Annotated in this window: 22 protein-coding genes; 11 read left to right on the forward strand and 11 right to left on the reverse strand. The window is 69.5% G+C overall.

Annotation, left to right across the window (positions count from 1 at the left end; all coding sequences use genetic code 11):
- The first annotated feature begins 76 nt into the window (after nucleotides 1-76).
- The 3 genes from AL2_RS39675 to AL2_RS37085 all read left to right on the forward strand — a co-directional run bounded on the left by AL2_RS39675 (nucleotide 77) and on the right by AL2_RS37085 (nucleotide 3,049).
- Complete coding sequence (locus tag AL2_RS39675) at nucleotides 77-277, forward strand: VOC family protein (RefSeq protein ID WP_281181553.1); 201 nt, start codon at nucleotides 77-79, stop codon at nucleotides 275-277.
- A gap of 444 nt (nucleotides 278-721) precedes the next feature.
- On the forward strand, nucleotides 722-1,378 hold the full coding sequence (locus AL2_RS00005; RefSeq protein WP_067627620.1) for a hypothetical protein: 657 nt from the start codon (nucleotides 722-724) through the stop codon (nucleotides 1,376-1,378).
- A gap of 567 nt (nucleotides 1,379-1,945) precedes the next feature.
- A complete protein-coding gene (locus tag AL2_RS37085; protein ID WP_157437920.1) occupies nucleotides 1,946-3,049 on the forward strand; it encodes a hypothetical protein in 1,104 nt (367 codons plus the stop codon).
- On the opposite strand, the gene AL2_RS00015 is transcribed toward AL2_RS37085, so the two are convergent.
- The 3 genes from AL2_RS00015 to AL2_RS00025 form a co-directional block, all read right to left on the reverse strand.
- Nucleotides 2,938-4,347 carry a metallophosphoesterase family protein gene (locus AL2_RS00015; protein ID WP_067627627.1) on the reverse strand — a complete coding sequence of 470 codons (1,410 nt, stop codon included), beginning with the start codon at nucleotides 4,345-4,347 and terminating at the stop codon, nucleotides 2,938-2,940. The genes AL2_RS37085 and AL2_RS00015 overlap by 112 nt on opposite strands.
- A gap of 90 nt (nucleotides 4,348-4,437) precedes the next feature.
- The gene (locus AL2_RS37935; RefSeq protein ID WP_067627630.1) at nucleotides 4,438-4,914 is read right to left on the reverse strand and encodes a DUF4352 domain-containing protein; all 477 of its coding nucleotides are present in this window, start codon (nucleotides 4,912-4,914) and stop codon (nucleotides 4,438-4,440) included.
- A gap of 149 nt (nucleotides 4,915-5,063) precedes the next feature.
- Nucleotides 5,064-5,996: an exonuclease domain-containing protein gene (locus AL2_RS00025; RefSeq protein ID WP_067627633.1), complete on the reverse strand. Its 933-nt coding sequence runs from the start codon at nucleotides 5,994-5,996 to the stop codon at nucleotides 5,064-5,066.
- Between the two features lie 130 nt (nucleotides 5,997-6,126).
- Between AL2_RS00025 and AL2_RS00030 the strand changes: the two genes are divergently transcribed.
- Complete coding sequence (locus tag AL2_RS00030; protein ID WP_174550797.1) at nucleotides 6,127-8,223, forward strand: N-6 DNA methylase; 2,097 nt, start codon at nucleotides 6,127-6,129, stop codon at nucleotides 8,221-8,223.
- Between the two features lie 197 nt (nucleotides 8,224-8,420).
- Here AL2_RS00030 and AL2_RS35870 read toward each other — a convergent pair whose 3' ends face one another.
- Nucleotides 8,421-9,005, reverse strand: a complete 585-nt coding sequence (locus tag AL2_RS35870) for a Uma2 family endonuclease (protein ID WP_083945784.1) — start codon at nucleotides 9,003-9,005, stop codon at nucleotides 8,421-8,423.
- Nucleotides 9,006-9,151: 146 nt separating this feature from the next.
- Nucleotides 9,152-9,550, reverse strand: a complete 399-nt coding sequence (locus AL2_RS00040; protein ID WP_067627637.1) for an ATP-binding protein — start codon at nucleotides 9,548-9,550, stop codon at nucleotides 9,152-9,154.
- Between the two features lie 135 nt (nucleotides 9,551-9,685).
- Here AL2_RS00040 and AL2_RS00045 point away from each other — a divergent pair, with 135 nt between their 5' ends.
- The 3 genes from AL2_RS00045 (at nucleotide 9,686) to AL2_RS37090 (ending at nucleotide 11,024) form a co-directional block, all read left to right on the forward strand.
- Nucleotides 9,686-10,498: a helix-turn-helix domain-containing protein gene (locus AL2_RS00045; protein WP_083945785.1), complete on the forward strand. Its 813-nt coding sequence runs from the start codon at nucleotides 9,686-9,688 to the stop codon at nucleotides 10,496-10,498.
- On the forward strand, nucleotides 10,489-10,680 hold the full coding sequence (locus AL2_RS00050) for a DUF397 domain-containing protein (RefSeq protein ID WP_067627653.1): 192 nt from the start codon (nucleotides 10,489-10,491) through the stop codon (nucleotides 10,678-10,680). The genes AL2_RS00045 and AL2_RS00050 overlap by 10 nt, the downstream gene beginning before the upstream one ends.
- A 197-nt stretch (nucleotides 10,681-10,877) precedes the next feature.
- Complete coding sequence (locus AL2_RS37090) at nucleotides 10,878-11,024, forward strand: DUF397 domain-containing protein (RefSeq protein WP_157437922.1); 147 nt, start codon at nucleotides 10,878-10,880, stop codon at nucleotides 11,022-11,024.
- A 24-nt stretch (nucleotides 11,025-11,048) separates the two neighbouring features.
- On the opposite strand, the gene AL2_RS00055 is transcribed toward AL2_RS37090, so the two are convergent.
- A complete protein-coding gene (locus AL2_RS00055) occupies nucleotides 11,049-12,677 on the reverse strand; it encodes a peptide deformylase (protein WP_245666207.1) in 1,629 nt (542 codons plus the stop codon).
- Between the two features lie 122 nt (nucleotides 12,678-12,799).
- Here AL2_RS00055 and AL2_RS00060 point away from each other — a divergent pair, with 122 nt between their 5' ends.
- A complete protein-coding gene (locus AL2_RS00060; RefSeq protein ID WP_067627936.1) occupies nucleotides 12,800-13,900 on the forward strand; it encodes a methyltransferase domain-containing protein in 1,101 nt (366 codons plus the stop codon).
- 345 nt (nucleotides 13,901-14,245) lie between these two features.
- Here AL2_RS00060 and sigJ read toward each other — a convergent pair whose 3' ends face one another.
- Nucleotides 14,246-15,184, reverse strand: a complete 939-nt coding sequence (gene sigJ, locus AL2_RS00065) for an RNA polymerase sigma factor SigJ (protein ID WP_245666209.1) — start codon at nucleotides 15,182-15,184, stop codon at nucleotides 14,246-14,248.
- Between the two features lie 215 nt (nucleotides 15,185-15,399).
- Here sigJ and AL2_RS00070 point away from each other — a divergent pair, with 215 nt between their 5' ends.
- Complete coding sequence (locus tag AL2_RS00070; RefSeq protein WP_067627658.1) at nucleotides 15,400-16,029, forward strand: LUD domain-containing protein; 630 nt, start codon at nucleotides 15,400-15,402, stop codon at nucleotides 16,027-16,029.
- A gap of 223 nt (nucleotides 16,030-16,252) precedes the next feature.
- On the opposite strand, the gene AL2_RS00075 is transcribed toward AL2_RS00070, so the two are convergent.
- The 3 genes from AL2_RS00075 to AL2_RS00085 form a co-directional block, all read right to left on the reverse strand.
- Nucleotides 16,253-16,870, reverse strand: coding sequence for a YybH family protein (locus AL2_RS00075; RefSeq protein WP_245666211.1), 618 nt, complete (start codon nucleotides 16,868-16,870; stop codon nucleotides 16,253-16,255).
- 197 nt (nucleotides 16,871-17,067) lie between these two features.
- Nucleotides 17,068-17,451, reverse strand: a complete 384-nt coding sequence (locus AL2_RS00080; RefSeq protein WP_067627660.1) for a nitroreductase family deazaflavin-dependent oxidoreductase — start codon at nucleotides 17,449-17,451, stop codon at nucleotides 17,068-17,070.
- A 193-nt stretch (nucleotides 17,452-17,644) separates the two neighbouring features.
- On the reverse strand, nucleotides 17,645-19,090 hold the full coding sequence (locus AL2_RS00085) for a hypothetical protein (protein WP_157437926.1): 1,446 nt from the start codon (nucleotides 19,088-19,090) through the stop codon (nucleotides 17,645-17,647).
- Between the two features lie 429 nt (nucleotides 19,091-19,519).
- On the opposite strand from AL2_RS00085, the gene AL2_RS40300 reads away from it, so the two are divergent.
- Nucleotides 19,520-19,690, forward strand: coding sequence for a DUF8730 family Cys-rich protein (locus AL2_RS40300; protein ID WP_168444624.1), 171 nt, complete (start codon nucleotides 19,520-19,522; stop codon nucleotides 19,688-19,690).
- A 91-nt stretch (nucleotides 19,691-19,781) separates the two neighbouring features.
- Entirely contained in the window at nucleotides 19,782-20,549 is a 768-nt protein-coding gene (locus tag AL2_RS00090) for a hypothetical protein (RefSeq protein WP_067627664.1), read from the forward strand.
- Between the two features lie 231 nt (nucleotides 20,550-20,780).
- Here the strand turns inward: AL2_RS00090 and AL2_RS00095 are convergent, their stop codons facing one another.
- Complete coding sequence (locus AL2_RS00095; protein ID WP_067627666.1) at nucleotides 20,781-22,403, reverse strand: FAD-dependent monooxygenase; 1,623 nt, start codon at nucleotides 22,401-22,403, stop codon at nucleotides 20,781-20,783.
- Nucleotides 22,404-22,687 lie beyond the last annotated feature (284 nt).

Consider the following 22,687-nt stretch of genomic DNA (forward strand, 5'->3'; position numbering starts at 1 on the left):
ACTGGCAACCATCCTGATCGGCAGCCGACTGCTCCAGCACCGCTACAAGCGCTGAACATCGCACCAAACCGCCACTATCGGGAAGCAGGTCGCTGGCCGCGTCGGGTTCTTCCTCCAAGTGGACGACTTCGACCTCGCCTACACACGCATGACGACCGCTGGCGTCGCCTTCGTTACGCAACCTCGCACTGAGCCCTACGGACGGGTCGCCGTGTTCCTCGACATCGCCGGCAACCGCTGGGATCTACTCGGTCCGGCCAACCGAGCGAACCCGTGAGGATGCCTCACAGCGTCGCCAGGAGAGGATCTTCAACCACGGCAAGGAAGCTTGCGCCCGTTCATTGATGACGTACCAACACCCCTGGGGTGTGCCGTTTCGCGGCACCGCATCTCAGCGGACTGCGGGCATGTCGAGAGGTCCAGGCGGGAGACGCAGCAGGTCGCGTTCTGGCCACCGGCGAAGCGCATGCAGGTCCGGCCCGTCATAGGAAGCGAACCGGACAAACGCAGTCCTTATGGGGGATGCGTGTCCGGATGTGGATGCTCACGGGGCGGTGACGTTTCGGGCGTGGAGGCGCATGCTCGTGGCAGCGCGGCCTTCGCCTCGCCCAAAGGAGCGTCGCCGTTCACACGTTCTCGTCCTACCGCGCTGACCGCTCCAGCTGGTTGTCCCGCCGACCCATCGGCGCGGATCTGTGGTTGGAATGCCTTTGGAGAAACTGTGGTCGAGGATATCGCAAGCCGCATCTCGCAAAATCAGGACTTCCAGCGGCTCGTGGCCGCGGCAATGGAGCTTGCCGCCGCTCAGGCCGGCACCGTCAGAAACATGGACGCAGCTCAGCGCCAAGAGTACGCCGACAAAGCCGCCGCGCTGCGAGCCAGGTTGACGCGCGACCCCGAGTCGCGGCAGGAGGCCCCTTTCGGGGAACTGGGCGAGCTTGTCGGCATCACCGGCGCTCGGACACAGGCCCTGGTACAAAAGGCCGAGGCCGCGGCCAGGGCGTTCGTTCCCGCCTTTCCTGAGCTCAGGTCCATGGACGAACGCACCAAGCTGGACACGCTGACCACAGCGATCAAAAGCGACCCGATCCTGGCCCGCACGGCGGAACAACTGGTGGCCACCCCAGCCGGCGCCGCAGAAGAGTCACCTGAGGCATGCCAGGCGATGTGCCTGGCGCTGCTCATCCTTTTCATGTCCGCCGCCACCGCCATGCTGGCAGTCGGGCTGCTCGGATGTGTCTGGCTGGGCTGGATCCCGCCTCTCATGGTGTTGTGCATCATGGGGGCGATCGCCGCCTACGCCGCGTTCATGGCGATCGTCTGGACCGTCTACAACGGCTGCATGGCCAACTGCGGGCAAGGCGACATCGCCCGGTGACCACCCGGCGGGCGCGGCCCGCCCTGACAGCGGATCGGTGATCACCTGCCGACCGGCACGACCGCCAACGGATCGCTGGAGGTGCCGAACTCGCGAACATCCGGGGCCAAAGCCACACCTTCGGCACGGCTGGTCGTTCTGGCACGCCACGCCCAGGCGTTGGCACTGGTTGGCAGAGAAATTCTAGGTCTTGCCCGGTAACGGGCTTGGCTTAGTGCAATTCGGCCGCCCAGCGGGCCTCATTTTCGGCGGTACCTGGCTATGAACGGTCCATCCCGGTTCTGGCTCGGCTGGCTGCGGGACTGGCTATTCTCAACCTGCCGATCAGAGCGAGATCGGGGTGTGATCAGCAGTATCAGCGGAGACCGGGGTGCATTCGCGGTCAGCCGGGCACCGGACGGATGATCAAGGCGCGCGGTTGACGCGGTGGCCGTATCCGGTATCGCGCGCTACCGGCGGGGCCGACCAAGAGTCCTATAGATGACTGCTTTCAGCCCTTTCCCGATCGGGGGAACGATGCGGCATTCATGCATCAGGTTCACTGTCAAGCTCCGTAAACTCGTGCCAGTGCCGACGTTGGCGCTGGTGTTGGCGTTCGTGGGAGCGGTACCGCCGGCGCGAGCCGCACAGCCGCAGCCCTGGCAGGTGGTGAAGACCTACGACCTCAACCAGTACGACAACATGTCGGCGGTCACGGCCACCAGCCCGCGCAACGCCTGGACGTTCGTTACCGGGGACCAGCACGAACGGATCATCGCGCAGCACTGGAACGGCAGGGCCTGGCGCGACGTGGCAGTGCCGGCCGGACTGCCCGGGGAAATCCGAGAGGCCAGTGCCACATCCACTTCCAACGTCTGGGCAGTCGGCGACAGCGACAGCGCTTCCAGGGGTTCGTACGCACTGCGCTGGAACGGCCGCAAATGGGTGGTCGCGCACCGATGGGCCACCGGCATCGTCAGCGGCGTGACCGCGGCGGGCCCCAACAAGGCATGGGTCTTCAGCGACAATCGCCGCGACGCCGGCGTGGGCACCTGGCATTTCGACGGCCACCGGTGGACCCAGGTCCAGTTGCCGTACAGCATCGAACGGGCCAGCGCGGTGTCAGCCCGCGACATCTGGGCGATCGGCAACGACTCCTCGGACAGCTTCAAGGTGATCGCGCATTACAACGGCACGGCCTGGACCCAGGTGCCGGTCGGTGACGCGTTGCCCGACGACATCCGGGGCGGCGAGGGAGAGCCCTCACAGCAAGTCTTCCTGTCGGACGTGGTCGCAGTGTCGGCCACGGAAGTCTGGGTGACGGGGATGGTCTCGCGTAGCGACGACCTTGGCTCAACGGAGTTTCCGGTGGCCGCACGCTGGGACGGCGACCGGTGGCAGAAGGTGGACGTGCCGGGGAGCTGGCGTCCGCGGGTCGCCGCGGCCGACGGCCGCGGCGGGCTGTGGATCTCCGGGGAAGGCGATAGGCGGGAGTCGGGCCGCGACGCCCCGGTGCTGATGCACCGCTCATCCGACGGCACGTGGTCAAGTTCGGCCGTCCAGGCGGGGGACCGTACGGCCTACGTCGACGGCCTGGCCCTGGTTCCCGGGACTACCAGCCTGTGGGGCGTGGGCCAGCTGCGGCCTGCGGATGAGTCCTCGTCTGACGGAGCCATCTTCCGCCAAGGATAAGAACCGCCAGCCCACATGGGACGCGTCGGGGCGATCACCCACGGGAGATCGCCCCGCGCCTGAAGGTGACCGTCACCGCCGGCGCCGACCTCACCGCCCCCGAGTCGCTGACCAGTGAGGTGGGGGCGGCAAGCAGCCGCCCCCGCCATGCAGGCCGCAAGGACGGCACCTGGCACAGGTGAACGCCTTCTTCTGGTATTCGGCATCGGCGGCCGCAGTCTCTCGGAATCGAGCGGATCAACCGTCGTCATCCGCCTCGGCGGCGAAGTTCGCCAACCGGGCGGGCAGCGGCCGCCGTCCTCGCTGGACGTCCGGACTTTGACCTTCTCCAGCCACAGGTTCGGGTGGTGGCCGGCCGCCGCCCGGAGTTCGTTCAGCATCCGCTCCCGGTGCCGCCACAGCGCGGCGTGGGCGGACGTCCGGCCCTTGAGGGTGACGCGGACGGCGGTCAGCCGTTCCTCCGGGATCTCCTGGAAGCGCTGCTGGACGCGGCTGAGCACCTGGTCGGTGTCGTCGAGACCGGTGACGTCGACGTCGAGGCGTGCCCAGCGGGCGGTGCTGTCCAGGTCATGGTGGTCGACCGACTGGACGCGCAGATCACCGTCGACGGTGACGACGATGCACCCCTTCGGGCCCGGTTCGCGGGCGTGGCGTCCCTGGATGTTGCCGGGGTAGACGATCCAGGGCTGCCGCCTCACGATCTGCTGGGTGTGGACGTGGCCGAGCGCCCAGTAGTCGTAGTCGCGGGCTTCGAGGTCCGCGATGGTGCAGGGCGCGTACCGCTTGTGCTCGTGGTGGCCGCCTTCGAGGCCCGTGTGGAGCAGGCCGACGTTGAACAGGCCGCCGTCTCGCGGCGGGTATCCGGCGGCGAGGTTGTCGGTGAGGTCCCATTCGGCGAATCCCTGGCCGTGGACGACGAGTCCGGCCTTCTCGTCCCGGACGGTCTCGGGCTCCCTCGTCGCGAAGACGTGCACGTTGTCGGGAAGCCTGAGCGAGCGCATCGTGCGGTTCTGCGCGTCGTGGTTCCCCGAGACCATGTAGACGGGGATGCCGGCTCGCCCGAGGCGGGCCATCTGGCGGCTGAAGTAGAGCCCGGTCTGGTAGTCCTTCCAGTCGCCGTCGTACACGTCGCCGGCGAGGAGGACGGCGTCCGCGGGCAGCTCGATCGCGAGCCGGACGAGGTTCTCCAGGGCTCTCCGAGTGGCCAGGCGCAGGTCCTCTTCGGGGGCGCCCTCGTAGAGCGAGAGTCCCCGTAACGGGCTGTCGATGTGAAGATCGGCGGCGTGCAGGATCTTCATGTTCTCCCTTTGCTCGGTGGATGCCGGTGCTTTGTGGCGACAGAGAGCGAATGTTGAGCGGCTCTCGCGTCGCCGGGGGCGCCTTCCCGGTCAGGAGGCGACCTGGGCGCGGGCGGCCTCGTCGAAGAGCGGGTTGGTCATCGCGACGACCTTGGGCCGGAAGTTGCCCTTCGCGCACACGAGGCCGGTGGCCTTCTCGCCCGGGGCGAGCTCCGTGGTGTCGATCTGCCCCTCGTACTCGCCGAGGGCGGAGGTGCTGTCGTGCTTGGTGTTCTTGGTGTCGGTGATGGAGAAGTAGAGCGGGTTGATCTCGAGCTGCTTCTTGGTCTGGTTGGTGACGGTGACCTTGACGCAGGACAGGGCGCCGCCGTCGCTCAGGACGCTCTTGCTCGCGTGCGCCCGCTTGGCGGTGAGCTTGATCGGGAAGGTCTTGCTCTTGGCCCCGCCGCTGCTCTTGCCCGCGGACTTGCCGGGGCCGGACGACTGGACGGCGACCGGGTCCTGTTCGAGGTTGCAGCCGGCGGTGAGGACGGCGACCGCGACGAGGCCGATGGTGATCTTTCGCATGGGTGCTCCTTGGTGCCGGGCGCGTCCTTCGTGACGCGCCGTCGAAGGGGGGAAGGGACGCCGCCGCCCGCCGGTGCTGGGCTGGGTCGAGCGGACGGCGGCGCGTATCGGAGGGGACGCGGAGGTCTGTGGACGTCCGCATGGACTGGTCAGCCCTCGGCCACCGCGAGGAGCTCGTAGAACTCCTCGTGGTCGATGACCGTGGTGTCGTGACCGGAGTCGCGGAGGCGTTCCGCCTTGGCGAGCTTGCCGGTCTTCTTCGCCCCTGGGGCGAGCTGGTGGGGTTCGATGCCGCCGACGACCAGCAGGTCGACGGACTTGGTGACGCTGTCGGCCGTCCAGGCTCCGAGGGCGGCGATCCGCTTGGCGGCCACCGCCCGCTTCATGTTGGGGAGTGATCCGGTGAAGCAGACGGTGCGGCCGTAGAAGGGGTTGTCCGGGTCGGCGTCGGGGTCGGCGTCCGGAGACGGCTCGCGCCGGGCGCATCCCCGGTACGCGCACCCCTGGCGGACACCGTCCCGATAGGAGCCCATCCGGATCCTGTGGACGGCGAGGAGGTCGGCGAGGGTGGCCGTCCCCTGCCGTTTCAGCGCGGCCAGCATCACGTGGGCCGCGGCCCGCGCGTCGTCGCCGGCGTCGTGGTGGCGCGGCAGGTCGATGCCGAGGGCGTCGGCGAGGACCGGGAGCTTGTAGGAGAGCAGACCGGTCCAGGTTCGCCTCGCGACCACGAGCGTACAGGCGAACCGGAGGTCCGGGGCGGGGCGGCCGATCGCCTCGCACGTGTCGGCGAGGACCCCGAGGTCGAAGGCCGCATTGTGCGCCACGAGCGGGGCGCCGCCGGTGAACCGGACGATGCGCTCCAGCGTCTCCGGCCAGCCGGGGGCGTCCCTGACGTCGTCCGCCGTGATGCCGTGGATGCCGACGTTGAAGGCGTCGAAGTGGTCGCGCCCGTCGGGGGGCCTGATCAGCGATGACCACTCTTCGACGATCCGCCCTCCCTTCACCTTGACCAGTCCGACCGAGCACGGGCTTCCCCGCAGGGCGTTCGCCGTCTCGAAGTCGATCGCCACCCAGCTCGTCATCTCTCACTCCTCGCGCCGCACCGTTGAAAGCACCATCATGAGAGCACGAAGTGAAAGCACTGTCAAACAGTTTTAATCCGATGGGTCGTGTACAGTGGCGTTGCTCCCGAAAGCTGATAAGGAAGTGCCGATGGCATCGCAGAGCGAGCAGCTGACCGCCGCCGAGATCTCCCGGCTCGCCGGCGTGACGCGGGCGACCGTGAGCAACTGGCGCCGGCGCCACCCCGACTTTCCGCAGCCCAGCGGCGGTACGGAGGCCAGCCCCAGCTACGACCGGCGGCGGGTCGAAGCGTGGCTCGACGCGCGGGGCCGCCTCCCCGCACGCTCCGCCAGGGACGACCTGCGAACCCAGCTACGCGGACGTCCCCCGCGCGACGTCGAGGCCGTGGCGCTGTTCACCGCGCACGCGGCCGGGCTGGACGAGAACGAACGAGGCAGAGTCGCGACGCTCGACGACGACGGGCTGAGCGAGTTGTACGCGGACGCGGTGTCGTCGTCTTCCGATTCCGTGAAGCCGGGCCATGGCGACGTGCCGGCCGCGCTGCTGCGGTCGGCGGCGAACGTGATGCTGCGGGAAGGGGGCCTCGCCGTCTTCGACGTGCTGGAAGAGCATTCCGAAGCACCGATCGGCATCCGCGGGACGCACCCGACGCCACCGGCGATCGCCGACCTGATCGCCGAGCTGGCGACGGCGGAGGGTCGGCGGGTCCGCAGCGTCCTCGACCCGGCGTGCGGAGGCGGACGCCTCCTCGCCGCGGCGGCCACCAGGCTCCAGCCGGGCGCGCACGTGCACGGCCAGGAGTACCGCGCCGTCGCCGCCGCCCAGGCCACGACCCGCGTCATCGACGAGGCGCCCAAGGTGTCCGTGGACGTCCGGACGGGAGACAGCCTCCGCGACGACGCCTTCCCCGACCTCCGCGTGGACGCCGTGGTGTGCAACCCGCCCTACGGCGACCGCGAGTGGGGCCACGACGAGTTGGCGTTCGACACGCGCTGGGCGTACGGCGTGCCACCGCGTTCGGAACCCGAACTGGCCTGGGTGCAGCACGCGCTGGCGCATCTCGGCGACGGCGGGCAGGCCGTCCTGCTGCTCCCGCCGGCCACCGCGTCACGGCCGTCCGGCCGCCGCATCCGCGCCGAACTGCTCCGGCAGGGGGCGCTGTGCGCGGTCATCGCGCTCCCGGCGGGCCTCGCGGTACCGCACCACATCGGGCTTCACCTGTGGATACTCCGCCGTCCCGACGCTGAGCGCCCCGGCCGCGACCTCGTCCTGCTGATGGACATGACCGACCAGTCCGCCACCGCGGCCCCGGCGCCCGGCCAGGGCAAGGCCGCGGAGCATGGCACGCTCCGGGAGACGATCTGCCGCACCTGGGAGGCGTTCACCGGCTCGGCCGATTTCACCGACGTCCCGGGGACCGCCCGTGCCGTGCCACCGATCGACCTCCTGGACGAACTCGTCGACCTCTCGCCGGCACGGCACGTCCGCTCCGCACCGGTGATCAGCCCTGCCGCGGCTCTCAGGGACGTCGCCGAACTCACCGAGCGTCTCAAGGCTCACGTGTCGGCGTTCGCCGAGGCGAGCACGGTCGGGCCGTGGGCATCGGCCGGCGAGACCAACCGCACCTGGCGCAGCGCCACCGTCGCCGACCTGGACCGTGGCGGGGCGCTCGCCGTCCATCGCGGCCTTCGGGCTTCATCCGCCGATGCCCTGCCCGCCGATCTGGCGGACCGTCCCGTCCTGCGGGCACGTGACCTGATCGGCGGGACGCCCGCCAGCGGCGACGCACGCGAACTGCACCTGACCGACCCCGTCACCATCGAGACGGGGGACGTCCTCCTCACGCAGGTCGTCGGCCCTCAGGGAGTCGCGACCCGCGTGGCCGGTGAGGACGACGCCGGATGCCTGCTCGGCAACGGCGTGTTCCTGCTGCGACCCGATCCCGGACGGCTCGACCCGTGGTTCCTCGCCGGTTTCGTCAGCGCGCCCGACAACGTCAGCCAGGCGACGACCGGCACGTCGACGCACCAGCTCGTGGCGTCCCGGCTGCGCGTCCCGCTGCTCGCGCTGGACGAGCAGACCGCTTATGGCCAGGCGTTCCGCAAGGTCCAGGACCTCAGGACCAGCGCGCGGACCGCCGCGAAGTGCGCCGACGAGATGGCCGACCTCCTAGCCACCACCCTGAGCGGCGGGGCACTGCTCCCCCACGAACCCGAGTTGCCGTGAGGACCGGCGCCGCCGATGAACGCACCCCCGAAATCGCCGACCTCCTCACCCGCATCCGCCAGTTCCAGCAGGCCCGGCCGGCCTCGTCAGCCCTGTCCGCCTCCTGGACTTCCCACCAGCGCTGCCTCTCGCCGCCGATCCCGGTCAGGTGACGCTCATCCCCTCGTCGCTGTGCAGAACCGAAGGCGTTACGAGTGTCAGCGCTCGCGGACGGCCTTGAGTTCAATGTCGAGAGCGAACGGCACGGTGGTGGTGATGTGGTCATGGTGGACGCCGGTTGCGACGTATGCGCAGGTGGCATCGTCCAACTCATAGGTGTAGATCGCGAACGCGGGTGCGGTCTGGTCAGTCTCCACCCGCCAGTAGTGCCGGATCTGCGCCTCCGCGTACAGGGCTGGCTGTATCCGCCGGTCCTGGCGCTTGGTGGACGGCGAAACCACCTCAACGACGAGAGCGACCAGACCTGCTGGGATGGGACGTTCGTAGACGTCATGCTCGGCCGAGTACACGACGATGTCGGGGGCGATCTCGACAGGCTCTGTCTCGTCGTCATCCAACAGGACGTCCACGTCAGTGTCGACCTGCCATGCATCAGGAGCGGCGTCTTCGATGCGAGTCGCCAAGCGCCGTGCGACGCGCTGGTGGATCGGCCGTGGCCGTGGATTCACGACAAGTTCTCCGTGGATGAGGCTCACGCGTACCGGGAGGTCTTCGGGCAGCGCCTCGTAGTCTGCCCGAGTCCAGGTGTCACCGGACGGCAATGGAAGAGTCAGCGCGTGCATGGCTCGTAGCGCCTCCGGTCGAGGTTGGTGCGGATACTCAGCAGGTTACCTTCAGCGCTCTTTTGGACCTCCTGCGGAATCACGATCTCCCGCCTCGGAGTGTTCAGCGGAGGGGCGGACGGGAGGGAACGCCCCTCCGCTGGTCTTCAGGTGCGGTCGATGACCGCGAAGACGACCTTGCCGACGTTGTCTGCCATCGCGCGGACGCCCCAGCAGCGGGCGTACTGGTCGACGATGAACAGGCCCCGTCCCGTCTCGCTGGACGTGTCGGCCGCCAGCATGTGCGGCAGGCCGCAGGCGGAGTCCTGGACCTCCATCCACAGCGCGTCGTCCTCGGTACGGCTCAACCGCAAGATCACGTCCTCGTCCGTCGTGGACGTCGCGTGCTGGAGGGCGTTGGTGACCAGCTCGCTGGCCACCAGGCACGGCACGAAATCGTCCATCCCGAACTCGCCGGTGACCAACCGCACGAACGCCCGCACCTCCGCGACCACCTTCAGGTCCCGCTTCACCACCATCTCGTTCTGCGTCGCCGCCTGCCCCATGACCTCTCCTCACTGTGTGTGTCGTACACCACACAGTGAGCCACTTTTCAGGCTAGAATGCGGTTGCCGCTGAAAGGTGGCAGACAAAGGAAGATCACTCTCCGTTTAGGCACCTTTCACTGAGAGGCAGGAGCCATGCCCCCGCGACGTCCTCGACGTCCCAGCGAATCCCCCGCCCTCATCGCCTTCGGCCGCCAGATGCGCCGACTGCGCGAAGCTAAGGGCATCAAGCAGGAGACCATCGCCCACCTGACGCAGGTCAGCGGCCCGCAGGTCAGCAAGATCGAGAACGGCAAGAAGCGCGCCACCCGCGCCTTCGTGGAGTTCGTAGACGAGTACCTGGAAGCCAATGGCTCCCTCATCAACCTCTGGGAGGACCTCAACAAGGACGGCCACCCCGTCCCGATCTGGTTCGACTGGCCCCAGATCGAAGCCGACGCGGTCATGTTGATCTGCTGGCAGCACTCCGTCATCCCAGGGTTGGCTCAGACCCCCGAGTACGCACTCGCCATCGTGCACGGCAACCAGGAGGCCGCAGACCTGAGGATCAACCGCCAATCCATCCTCACCAGGGACGACGAGCGCGGTCCGGCGATTGTCGTGTTCCTGATCGATGAGCAGGTGCTCACCCGCCAGGTCGGGACCGCCGAAACAATGAGAAAGCAGCTGGAGCACCTGATCGAGCTCAGCATGATGCCCAACATCACCGTTCAAGTAGTGTTGGGCAGCGGTGAGCACGACGGCAACATGGGCGCCTTTGTACTCGCGACCATGGAGGATCGGAGCGAGGTGGCGTATGCCGAAACGGCCATACGCTCGATCACGACGGATGACCCCGCCGACCTCTCCGTCATGGCTCGAACGCTGGTCGACCTCCGCTCACGTGCACTCACACAAGAGCAGTCACGCGAGCTGATCAGGAAGGTGGCTCAAGAAAGATGGACCTGACGAACACAAAGTGGCGCAAGAGCAGCTACAGCGGCTCTAACGCCGCCGAGTGCGTCGAGTTGGCGGGCGTGGCCGGTGCGGTGGTGGCGGTGCGGGACAGCAAGGACCCGGACGGCCCCGTACTCCTGCTGAGCCGCGCGGCCCTGCGGACGGCCGTCCAGTCCGCCACCGGCACGCACTGACCACCCAGCACGAACCATCCCCGGCGGCCCCGACCCGCCGAGTAGCGGCGAGTCGTCCCGTCCCCCGACCCGGACGACCCGCCGCACCCCAGTCTCCCCACGGGCGAGACCCAAGCCCGTCCACCTACCCCGCAGGCAACCCCAGCCAAGCGGGCAGGTCCGGCGACAAGCCCACCCGCGCACCCGACACTGGCCCCATGCCCCTGGAAAACCTCACCTGCCGCAGGGCAAGTCGAAGCCTCAGCAACGGCGGCGAGTGCGTCGAGCTGGCAAGCATCCCCGACGGCCCCGTCCTCCTCATCCCCCGCAGCGCACTCCGAACAGCCCTCACCCGCGCCACCTGACCGATCACCTCGCGTTCGGACGTCTCAGCGATAAGTCCAGGCTTGACCGGTACCCCGGTAGTCCTCGACGGGGATCGGGTGGACGCCCTCACGCATCCGGTCGGTGTAGAGCTGTCCATACAGGTGGTCGATCTCATGCCCGGCCAGACGCGCGAGTGCGGCATTCAGGACGGCTACTACCTGCCGTCCGTCCAGCCGAGTGTGGGCGACTTCCAACCTGAGCGGACGGGGCACCAGTCCGCGGACGTCGAAGAAGCTCAGGCAGCCTTCATACTGCTCGTCGGTTTCGGCTGATGCGCTGATCACGCGGGGGTTGAGCAGTACGAGCGGTTCGGCGTCCGGGTCGGGCGGGGCGATGACGGCGGCGGCGCGGTCAAGGCCGATTTGCGGGGCCGCCAAGCCCATGCCCTTGCCGAACACGTGGTGTTCGCGGACCCGCTGCATCGCGGCGAACAACTGGTCGACGACGTCGTTGGCCTCACCGGCCTCGGCGGGGAGATCGAACGGCCGCGCGATGGTGGCCAAGATCGGTTCGCCGCGCTGGACGATGCCGGCGGCCCTCATCCGGTCGCTGGCTGTGCGCAATTGGGGACGGTGCCGTTCGGCGGCGTCGTCGCGGGTCCGGAACCGCCATTCCAGCCGGTAGCGGGCGCCCATCGGCGGATCCTGGGTAGCCCAGGAGAACACCAGCCGGTCACCGTCCTCGGTGCGTGTGATGGGAGTGCGCAGCGGGACGGCCTCGGCGGTGGTGGAAGTCTCAGTGCCCCACACCACCGGATCCAGCCTGGCAGGGAACACCAGCTCGATCGACAGGCGCCGAGTCGGCAGACGCACCGCGCGTTGGAACCAGGGGCCCCATCGCCCGTCGTCGACCTGATAGCCGTACTCGATGGTCGAGTGCTGACCGGGGTAGAGGGGGAAGCGTCCGCGGTCGTTCTCCAGGCACAGCCACGCCTCTTTGAAGGAGTCGCGGTCTTGCTTGGGGCGCCAGCTCATGGGTTCACCGTCACAGGACGCGGTCAGCGCGAGTTCGTCCCAGGTGAGCGGCCGGGCCCGGTACAGCGCGTTGGACCGGTCGGGTCGGCCCGGGTAGCGGTCGACGCTGATGCGGATCAGGTAGCGGGTGACCGGTTCGGCGCCGCCGTTGAACAGACGGCGCCGCTGCATCGGCCGGTACGTCGTCCCGTCGTACTCCAGCCGGGCGTGGTCCTCCTCCACCACGAGGCCATCGGCGTCGCTCGCACCGGCGCCTGCGGCTCGGAGCGGCCCGTCGGCCCGCCACGCCTGCCACACTGCACCGCCGGCACTGAGCACGCTGTCGGCCTTGCGGGCGAAGTCCTCGCTGGCCGGGTGACGTCCCGCCTCCACGTGGCTGACGTATGAGGGGTCGAAGCCCATTTCGGCGGCCAGCTTCTTCTTCGACATCGTCCGCTGTTCGCGCCACCGAGTCAGGGCCGCGCCGAACGAGGTTCTTTGAGCGGACGGGGGCTCCGGCCTGTCGGCGGGCTGCTGGGAGGCCATAGCGCGATCCTCTCTCCATTCCAGGATGAGGGTGTGAATGAACCGTGAATGAGGTCCCGTCAGCGTGGCCTCACCGACTGTATCGGGGGTCTCCTCATCTGTGAGGACAACTTCGAGGAGGTGCAGCACCATGGGTAAGCACGAGGACCCCGCCGAGAAGAACGGCCACAAACCGGACAAGCCCGTTCCGCCGCCGAACAAGGACGACAAGGGCGACGGCAAGCGGGGGAAGTGATCGGGTGATGGGAGACGTCATGCAGCGCGTCGAGGCGCTGATCGAGCGGCTGGCCGCCGCCGGGTGGCTGACGCAGAACCGCGTCAGGGCGGCGCTGCGTGACGTCCCCCGGCATGAGTTCGCGCCGCCGGTGGCCTGGACCGGCGACGGCGACCGGGTGAGCAAGGAGGCCGCACCCGAAGGTTGGCTTGATCTGATCTACGGCGACGACGCGATCATCACCCAGCTCGACGACGGCACGACCGATCTCACGACCGGTGCGGGCCGCTTCACCTCGTCGCTGTCCGCGTCGAGCACCGTCGTGTCCCTTCTGGAGTTGCTGGACGTCGAGCCGGGGCACCGCGTGCTGGACGTGGGCACCGGTACCGGCTGGACGGCCGCGCTGCTGTCGCATCTGGTCGGCTCGGCGAATGTCACCAGCGTGGAGGTCGATACCGCTGTGTCGGCGCAGGCGTCCGTCAACCTCAAGAGAGCGGGCCACGCGCCTCGGCTGATCGTGGGGGACGGCGCTCACGGTTGGGCGCAGGGAGCACCCTACGACCGGGTGCACGCCACATGCGCTGTCGCCCGCGTGCCGTATGCGTGGGTGGAGCAGACCCGCCTTGGCGGGGTGATCGTGACGCCCTACGCTCCCGGGTTCGGGTCCAGCCACGAACTGCGGCTCGTGGTGATGCCGGACGGTACCGCCGTGGGCCGCTTCACCGGCTACGCCTCGTACATGATGATGCGGGCGCAGCGTCACCCCGAATGGGACGCCTCCGACCGGCACGGGGACCGATCCACGACCGACATCGACCCCCGGACCATCGGCTACGCTCCCGCGGGCGCCGACCTGGCGATGGGGGCTGCGCTACCGGGCGTGTGCGCCAGAGGTGCACACGACGGCGCCGCCTACACGCTGCACCTGTGGAGCGCGGACGCGTGGGCCGAAGCTCACTACGAGCCCGGCCGCGACTCCTTCGACGTCGAACAGGGCGGAGAACGGCCCCTGTGGGATCTGGCGGTGTCGGCCTACTTCGACTGGATCGCCCATCGCAGCCCCGGCCGCGACCGCTTCGGCCTGACCGTGTCACGTACCGGCGACCACGTCTGGCTAGACCATTCCGGCGACTTCGCCTGACCCCGGACCCGTGAGCAGTTCTTTCACGGACATGGCCAGTGCTTCGGTGGTGGCGGTGCGGGACAGCAAGGACCCGGACGGGCCCCGTCCTCCCGCCCCGGAACCATGGCCCTCGGTTTCACGAGAAACTTCCGGCCGCCCCGGCCCGCAGGTATCACCGCCGGGCCGACCGTCCGTCCGCCAGTCTCCTGACCCGCGCCCCTGGCACCGCCGATGCCGCTCGACGAGTCCGCTGGCCAGGCGCCGGGCGGAGGTAGTGTTCCCGGGCGCATTGCCCGTGGGCCTCCGGGAGGTGGGCGATACGAGCGCCGTCCCCGCTCGCCGGTGGCCTGATCAGGCCGCGCCTCAGTCTCCGGTAGGGCGGACGGCGACAGGGGGCACCGGTTCGCTGCCCTCATCCAGGTCTCCCGCCGTCCAGTAACGGAGTTTCTCGGGGTTGCGCACTACCCAGATGTGCTTGATCCGGTCGCCCGCGACCTCGAACGCGAAGACGCTCACGGGGACACCGTCCTGCTCGGCCACCAGACCGGGCTGACCGTTGACCGTGCGCTCCAGGATCGTCATGTTCCCGGGCCTCCGGTCGGCGATCTCGATCCAGGCGCGCGCGATCCGCTCGCCGCCTTCGATCGGGTGCAGGAAGGCGATGGCGTGGCCGCCGCTGTCGGCGATCGCCGTGGCGTCGGGGTCGAGCAGGCCGATCAGGGCGTCGATGTCCTTGGCCTCCCATGCCCGCTTGAAGTCCCGGATGATGCCGTCCTGCCGGGCCGTCGGACTCGCTGGGCCCCGCGACTCGCGGATGCGGCGGCGGGCCGAGGAGGCCAGTTGGCGGCATGCCGCCGGACTCCGGCCGACGATCCCGGCCACTTCGGCGAAGGAGTGGCAGAAGACATCGTGGAGGACGAACGCGACACGTTCGGCCGGGGTCATCGCTTCGAGCACGACCAGGAAGGCCATGCTGACCGACTCGTCCAGGGTGACCCGGTCGGCCGGGTCGACGGCCGCGCCGCCCCGCCGCCCGCTGATCCACTCCGTGCTCGCGGGCAGCGGCTCGGGGATCCACTCGCCCACATACCGCTCGCGCCTCGCGCGCGCCGAACCGAGCACGTCCAGGGAGATGCGGCCGGCGACCCTCGTCAGCCAGGCGCCGGGGGACTCGATGGCGTCCTGCTGCTGCCTGGACATGGCGTACCAGCGGGCGTAGGTCTCCTGCACGACGTCCTCGGCCTCGGCCAGGGAGCCTAGGAGCCGGTAGGCCAGATTGATCAGGTGGCGCCGCTCGCTCATGAGCGCACTCAGACCGGGATCGGGTCGGCCGTGTCCTGGCTCGGGTCGGGTGGTCATGGTGTCGACGGCTCCCTCGGTCGCGTCTGCCCTCACCTGTCCGACGAGATGGCGCGCGGAAGTGTGAGGTCGGCGCGTCGCCTGACATTCCGGCGGGTTGTGTCGTCGTACTGCCGAGACGGACACATCATCCAGCGAGCAGGAAGGTCAGAGACATCATGACCACCTCCATGCCGGCATCGTCCTTCGCCGGCCCGGCACCCGCGCAGCGCCTGGAGCGGACGGCTTCGGCGCTGTCGGAACATGGTTTCACCGTGGAGATCCTCGACGACGCCGCCGCCGCGCGCACCCGCGTCAGAGAGCTGATACCCGAGGGCGCCAGCGTGTTCACCGGGGCCAGTGAGACCCTCCGCCTGTCCGGCATTGAGGACGACATCAACACCAGCGGACGCTACGACGCCGTCAAGCCACGCGGCCTGGCCATGGACCGCGCCACCCAGTTGCGGGAGATCTGGCGGCTGATGTCCGCACCCGACGTCATCGTCGGGAGTGTCGCCGCGGTGACCGAAACCGGCTCCCTCGTGGTCGCCTCGGCCAGCGGAAGCCAGCTGCCCGGCTACGCCGGCGCCGCCGGCCACGCGATCTGGATCGTCGGGTCGCAGAAGGTGGTGCCCGACCTGCCCACCGCGCTGCGCCGCGTCGAAGACCACTGCCTTCCGCTGGAAAGCGACCGCACCATGAAGGTCTACGGCCAGCCCAGTGCCATCAACCGGCTTCTCATCCTCAACTCGGAACCCCACCCCGGGCGCGGCACTGTCCTGCTGCTCCGCGAAACCATCGGATTCTGAACCACCGGCGTCCCGGGTGGGGATCCCGTTCGTCGGCGCCCCGCTCGGCGGCGGTCCGCCGCCCGGGCTGCGGACATCCCCGCCCGGGAGCCGTCGCTAGACCCCACGGTGGACGTGTGACACGCCGGTAGCAGAACAGGGGCGCCACCGGCGACACCGCCGCCGAGCCCCCGGCCCGCGAAACCGGGGCCGGGGGCTCAACTGCGGCGGAGCCCGGACTTCGTCAGGGTTCGAGGTCGGTCACGCCCTTCCCGCTCGCGAAGTCGAACGGCACCGAGGCCTGATCGTGCGCTATCAACCAGTGGCCGTCGGTCTTCCGGAAGCAGAACGTGGCCCGGACCCAGATGCCGCGCGTCACCGTCCCGTCCTTCAGCGTGCCGCTGAGCCGGCCGAAACCGTGGCCGAACGCCACGGCATCGCCGACGGTGAGTGTCAGATCGCGAAGCTCGTAATCCACGTCCTCGAAGAGCGCGAACGCCCTCGTCCAGTTCTCCAGCTTCGCCGCTACCCCTACATGCTGCAGCGGCGGCTCGACGTCGAAGGAGACGACGTCCGTCGCGTAGAACCGCCTCAGGCCCTCCAGGTCCTTGGCGCGGATCCCTTCGACGACCTCCTCGACCTGCTGCCTGATCTCGGTTTCGGCTGCTTCGCGCTGCGCAGACATCACTACTCGTCTCTTCCTGTGGGATGGACTCTCGGCAATCACCAGTTCGACGACACAGCACCCCGGAATGTCAGGCGCGTCACGGCCCTGGAGGAGCACGATGCGGAGTTGCGGCAGCAGTCCGAGCAGACGAAGCAGCGGGTCGACTCCGGCCTGCCGCTCGGCGGCCTTCGGCACCCGGTTGATATACCGCGGGTAGGCGTTCCAGAGAGTCACATCGGGGGGCGGTGCCTGCCGCGTCGAAGGCCCGGCACTGTAGTTCGGCGGTCGGGTCGTCATTCTCCACGCACAGGAAGCCCGAGCCCGTTCCGTCCTGGGTCTTGGGGCCGGGATCGCGGTCGGCCATGCGCCGTACCAAGACCGGCCTCCACGCCCTACCGAGTCACCTTGGTCAAGTGAAGGAAGTCGGTGACCCCGAGGACGCCGAGGATCTGCCGCACACCGGGCGGCATCCCGCCCCGTTCCGGATCATGAACGATCTCCGGTGCACCGACCTGGATGAGCTTCCCGCGGATCTCCAGCTCGCAGCCCCCGGCCGCGATGACGTTCCTGACCCAGTCGCGGTCGGGACCATAGGTGAGCGCGGCGACGTACCCGTCGGGCCTCGGGAAGATGTTGACCGGAGTCCGGTAGGACCGTCCGGATTTGCGACCCTTGTGGTGCACGACCGCGAACCCGGGGAGGCGTCCCGCGAACGGCTTGGTCACGCGGTTGGTGACGGTCCGGTTGAAACGGGCAACGGCATCGGGAATCGGCATGGCGACTCTCCCTTCGAGCCTGGTCGGGTCCCGTGACGACGCGCCCGGAACCCGTTCCTCGTCCTCCGCCAGGGAGGCCGGGAGCTATCGACCCTACCCAGGAACCCCTGAAACCGCGGCACTCCGGCCGGTCCGGAGGCCGGGCCGCCTCGCCGGCGCCCCGGACGGGAGCGCCGTGCGCGAGGCGGCTCGGTCAGCGGACGTCCACGTAGTCGCCGGGGCCCGTGACGGGCAGGTAGGTGGCACTGCCCGGGTAGACGGCGCGCCAGGTGCCGTCCCGCTTGGCGGTGAAGGACTTGCGGAACACCCCGTTGGAGGCGCTGCGGGTGGTCCCGGCCAGCGCCCACGACGACGCCCCCGCCCGCCGGAAGTAGATCTTCACCGTCCCGCCCGACCCCGGCTTCCACCCGCCCACGTACCGGCTCAGCTTGCCCTGCACCGTCAGCGCCCGCCCCTTGCGGACCGGCTCCGGCGCGGCGTTGAAGGACGTGATGGCCGTCCGGTACCGCGCATCGACGAAATCGACGCCGCTCATCGCCGGACGGTAGGCGGACGACCCCGCGTAGCGCACCCGCCAGTACCCGTCGCGCGCGGCGGGCGCCCCCACCGAGAACGCGCCGGTCGAGCTGGTCGTCCCCTGGCCCGCACGCGTCCACCCGGACGTGCCGTTCGCGGAGAACTCGACGTCCACGGTGGCGCCCATCACAGCGGCGCCACCCGCCAGCAGCCGCCCTGACGTGGTGACCGTCCCGTTGAGCGCGACAGGCTCCGGCCCGGCGTTCGCCCCGCTGAACGCGGTGACGGCCCGCGCGGTCCCGACCTCCAGCGGCTGCCGGATCTCGCTCCGCGTGAACAGGCCGGTCGTGTTCGTCACGTACTGGACGAGCAGATCACCCGGGGTCGCCGCGAAGGTGAACTCGAACGAACCGCCGTCGCCGAGCTTCCCGACCTTCCCGAGGTAGCGTTCGCCGCCGTCGAACGGCATGATCCACGCCTCGACGTCCTCGCCCGACCCCAGGAACACCGGCCCGCCGGTCCCCGCGCGCACCAGCTCTCCGCGGACGGTGACCGTGCTGCCCGCCGGAACGGGGTTCGCGACGCTGATACGCGCCGAGATCGCCGTGGCGGTCTGCCGGACCGTGACCGGGACCGTCCCCCAGCCGGGGCACACCACGCCCTTCGCGTCGTTGGAAAGGTGAGGCCGCATCTCTGCATCCGCCCGCACGGTGAACCGGCCGTCGGCGCCGGTCTCGGTGGTCCCCGGGGTCCCCAGGAGCTTCACGGGCAGCCCGGCCGCGGGTTCCAGGGAGGCGTTCCTGGACGTTCGGTAGGAGATCCCGCCGGACGCCGTCACCGTCCGGTGGTCGGCGTCGATCACCGCCGGCGCCGCGGTGACACCGGAGTAGACCGGTGCGTAACACGCTTGGAAGACGTTGGCGCCTTGACCGAGCCGGTTGCCGTCCGCGTCCTTCACGTAGACGACGGCCCAGTGCTCCCCCGGGTGCTCCTCGACGGAGACGGGCAAGGTCCCCTGCCAGGTGCCGTCCTGCGCCGTCCCGCTGATCAGCCGGAGGTCCCCCAGTGCCGCCCAGGCGCCACCGAACTGCGAATCGGAGAGCCACCCCTTCACTTGCGCCACGCCCTCACCCCGGACCTTCACGGTGACAGTCACGGGATGTGCGGGATCGTCCTTATCCAGCACGGAGTTCACGTACACATAGGTCGACGCGGACGCGGGGGGCGCGGCGGCCACGACAACGGGCGCCGCCAGGAGAACGGCGGAAATCAGGGCGGAAAGGCGTCTTTGCACGGGATCCTCCGGGGGCTGCTCACCCCACAAGACGCCCGACCCCGCCCGTCTGATCACCTCAGAACGATCACGACTTGATCACCAGGCCTTCGGCCTCGCCGCCGGCTCGAGCTCGGCCATCGGCGGGGTGCCCCAGGGCGAAGCACATGCACGGTACGGATACCCTGGGGGGTATATTGAAGCAGTCAAGCCGCACACCCAGCGGTCCGGGCCGCAGGCCCGGGAGTCGATCCGACGTCGATCCGAAGGAGACAGCCCATGTGCCAGCGGGCCGTATGCCGTAAATGCCAGCGCTTCACCTACCGGGGCTGCGGCAGGCACGTCGACCAGGTGCTCGCCGGAGTTCCCCGGTCCCAACGCTGCGACTGCAAGGAGAAGGAAGCTCCCGCCGCCGGAAACGTCTGGACGCGCCTGTTCCGCCGGGGCTGACACGCGACTGGCGGGGGCCTTGCGCCTCTTCACCCCTCTGTGGATGATCGTTCCGGTTCGCCGCGATGGCCGAGGCGAGGAGAGGGCAGCGGTGGGGGACATCGGGTGGCTTGGCCGGACGGCCCTCATCGTGGTGGGCACCGTCGTCGCCGCCGGAGGCGTGACGGCGGCACTGCTGGCCACGACCCGCTCGTCCGGGCCGACGGAGGCGGTGCACGAGCGCCGGGCGGGCGCCAAGGTGCTGCCCAGTAACACTGCCGCGCAGCTTTCCCTCGTGCGCGCGTGCATGGTGGGCGATCCGCTCATCACCGTCCCGATCCCGGACGACCCCGTGAACATCGAGCGGCTGACCGGGCCGGGGACGATGGTGTCCGACTTCCGGGTGCTGGCCGAGTCCGTTCGCGACTCCCGCGGACGGACGGTCCTGCTGGGCAGCGGGACGGCGTTCCGGCTCTGCCGGCTCGACCGATCCGGCAGGCCGACGACGGACGATCGGGCTTTCCATCAAGCAGCCCACGCCTGGGGTGTTCCCCTGACGATCGTCCCCGACCACGTGATCTACGACCACACGGGCGGCGGGACTCTGCGTTTCGACACCCCCGGCTCCAAGGTGGGGTGGGAGCTCCACCTGGCCGGGCGCGTCATGCCGGGTGGCACCCGCATCACCTTCACAGCTACGGACGGCAGGTCGGCGGAGGCGCCCGTGAGCGGCCGGTTCTTCGTCCTCAGGAGAAGCGGCGGCGGCGCGGACGGCCCTGCCGTCGGCGGCCCGATGGCCTCGGTGACCATCCGGCTCTACAACGGCGACCAGGTCGTGAAGGAGTACTCCACAGAGGTGGACGCGGCCATCCTCGCGTAGCCGCATCGACGCGAGGCGATCGTCACCGCGGTCTGCCTCGCCCTCGGCGCCGGCGCCGGAGTGGTGGTCCTGCTCGTCCCCTCGGTGTGGCTGCCGGTCGGCGCCGGGAGCACGGTGACCGGGCTGGCGCTGGCATTCCACGCGCTGTGGCATGGAAGGCACTCCTGAAGTGTCGCGGCGGGAGCGGCGGGCGGCGCGCCGCGGCGCGCCGCCCGGCCGCAGTGCGGAGCGTCAGCGGAACAGGTGCCGGGTCATGACGTCCTCGATCGTGCCGCGCGGGTCGTCGGCGGGGCCCGCCGTCCGCCAGGCGATGACGCGGTCGGGCCGGACGATGACGGCTCCGCCGGGTCCGATGCCGTAAACGTCCGTGAAGCGGTCTTCCTTGTCGACGAGCGGGCCGGCGTCGGTGACGCTGTGGGCCTCCAGCGGGATGCCCCGGGACGCGGCCACCGAGGCGGCGGCATCGCACCAGGCCCGGCCTTCCGGGCCGGTGAGCAGGACGAAGCCGCCCCCGAAGAGGTCGAGCGTCGAGATCGGCGCGCCGTCCCGTTCGAGCGGGAGGTGCGGGGCTCGCACGCCGGGGCGTCCGGTGGGGTTCCGCGGGTCCTCAAGGGGCGGCTCCTCCACGGCCGCGGGAGGTCCGGCGAGCCCGGCCGACCGGTAGACGGAGCCCAACTCGATGGACGCGTCGTCGAGCGGTTCCATCAGGTCGTCTCTGGGGAGTGAGGAATCCACCCTCAGGACGTAGCGCGTGTACGCCTGCTCAGCGGTCAGGTGACCGACCGGTCGGCGTTCCGTGTCGTAGGTGTCCAGGAGCGGCGCACCCGCCGCGCCGCTGTGCACCATGGCCAGTTTCCAGGCGAGGTTGTGCGCGTCGGCGATCCCGGTGTTGCCGCCGAACCCACCGGTCGGCGGCATGACGTGCGCGGCGTCCCCGGCGAGGAAGACGCGCCCGTCGCGGAACCGTTCGGCGGCCGCGGCGGCCGCGCTCCACCGCTGCACATTGCCGATCTCGACGGGGAACTCCGGCCCGGCGCCGAGCGCGGTGCGTACGAGGTCCGCGCACCGGGCGGCGCTGGTGTTCTCCCCGACGTTCTTGTCGCGGGAGCCGTCCGGGCCGGTGGTGGCGAAGACGGCGAGGAACCCGGAATCCGCGGTGATCGAGAACCGGAAGAACCCCAGCAGTTCCGGATGGTTGACGTACACCACGCTGAGGTTGCGGTCTCCGAGCATGTCGCGGACGTCGGCCTTGAAGTAGATGGTGACGCAGTCGGCGAAGCCGCCGCGGCCGCGCATGTCGATTCCCAGCCGTTCGCGCACGGTGCTGTGCGCGCCGTCGGCCGCGATCAGGTATTTCGAGCGGACGGTCTGTTCCGCTCCACGGTCACGTGACCGTATGACGGACGTGACGCCGTCGTCGTCCTGCTCGAAGCCGACGAGTTCGGTTCCGAAGCGGTGTTCGGCGCCGAGGTCCCCGGCGCGCTCGCGCAGCAGCGGCTCCAGGCCGATCTGGGTGATGAACAGCCGCGAGGTCGGGCTGAGACCTTCGACCCCGTCGTTGTAGGAGCGGTAGAAGTACGTGAGTTCCTTGCCGCTCAGGCTCTCCACGGCGATGATCGCCCCGTTCTGGACGAACTCCCGCTCGGCGGCGGCATCGACGGCGTCCTGCATGCCGACGCTGCGGAAGACCTCCATCGTCCCCTGGTGGAACGAGGCCGCCCTGGGGTGGATCGCGGTACCCCGATGCTGCTCGACCAGCATGTGCGGAACCCCGCGCGCCGCGAGCAGTAGCGAGGTGGTCAGCCCGACAAGGCTGCCACCCGCGATGAGAACCGGAACCTCGTGATCGGTCATCGGACGCCATCCCTCCGTCGCCTCGTGGGAGCCCGTGCCGAGTCCTGCTCTCCCGGTGAGACCAGCCATCACTCCGCCGTTCACGCGACAGTGGGATCGTACACTTGTCCGTATGGCGGACACCAGGGTGAACCGGCCGGCAGCAAGGACCCGTCCGGTCCCGTCCTCCTGCTGACCCGCGCAGCCGTCCGCTCTCGCGATCCGGACGGTGCCGCCCCTTGGGCGATCAGTCGCTGACCCACTCGTCCGGCAAGGTGAGCAAGCGTGGTATTGGTCGACGGGGT

Origin of the sequence: Actinomadura latina NBRC 106108 (assembly GCF_001552195.1) — a bacterium.
In the GTDB taxonomy this organism is placed as follows: Bacteria; Actinomycetota; Actinomycetes; order Streptosporangiales; family Streptosporangiaceae; genus Spirillospora; species Spirillospora latina.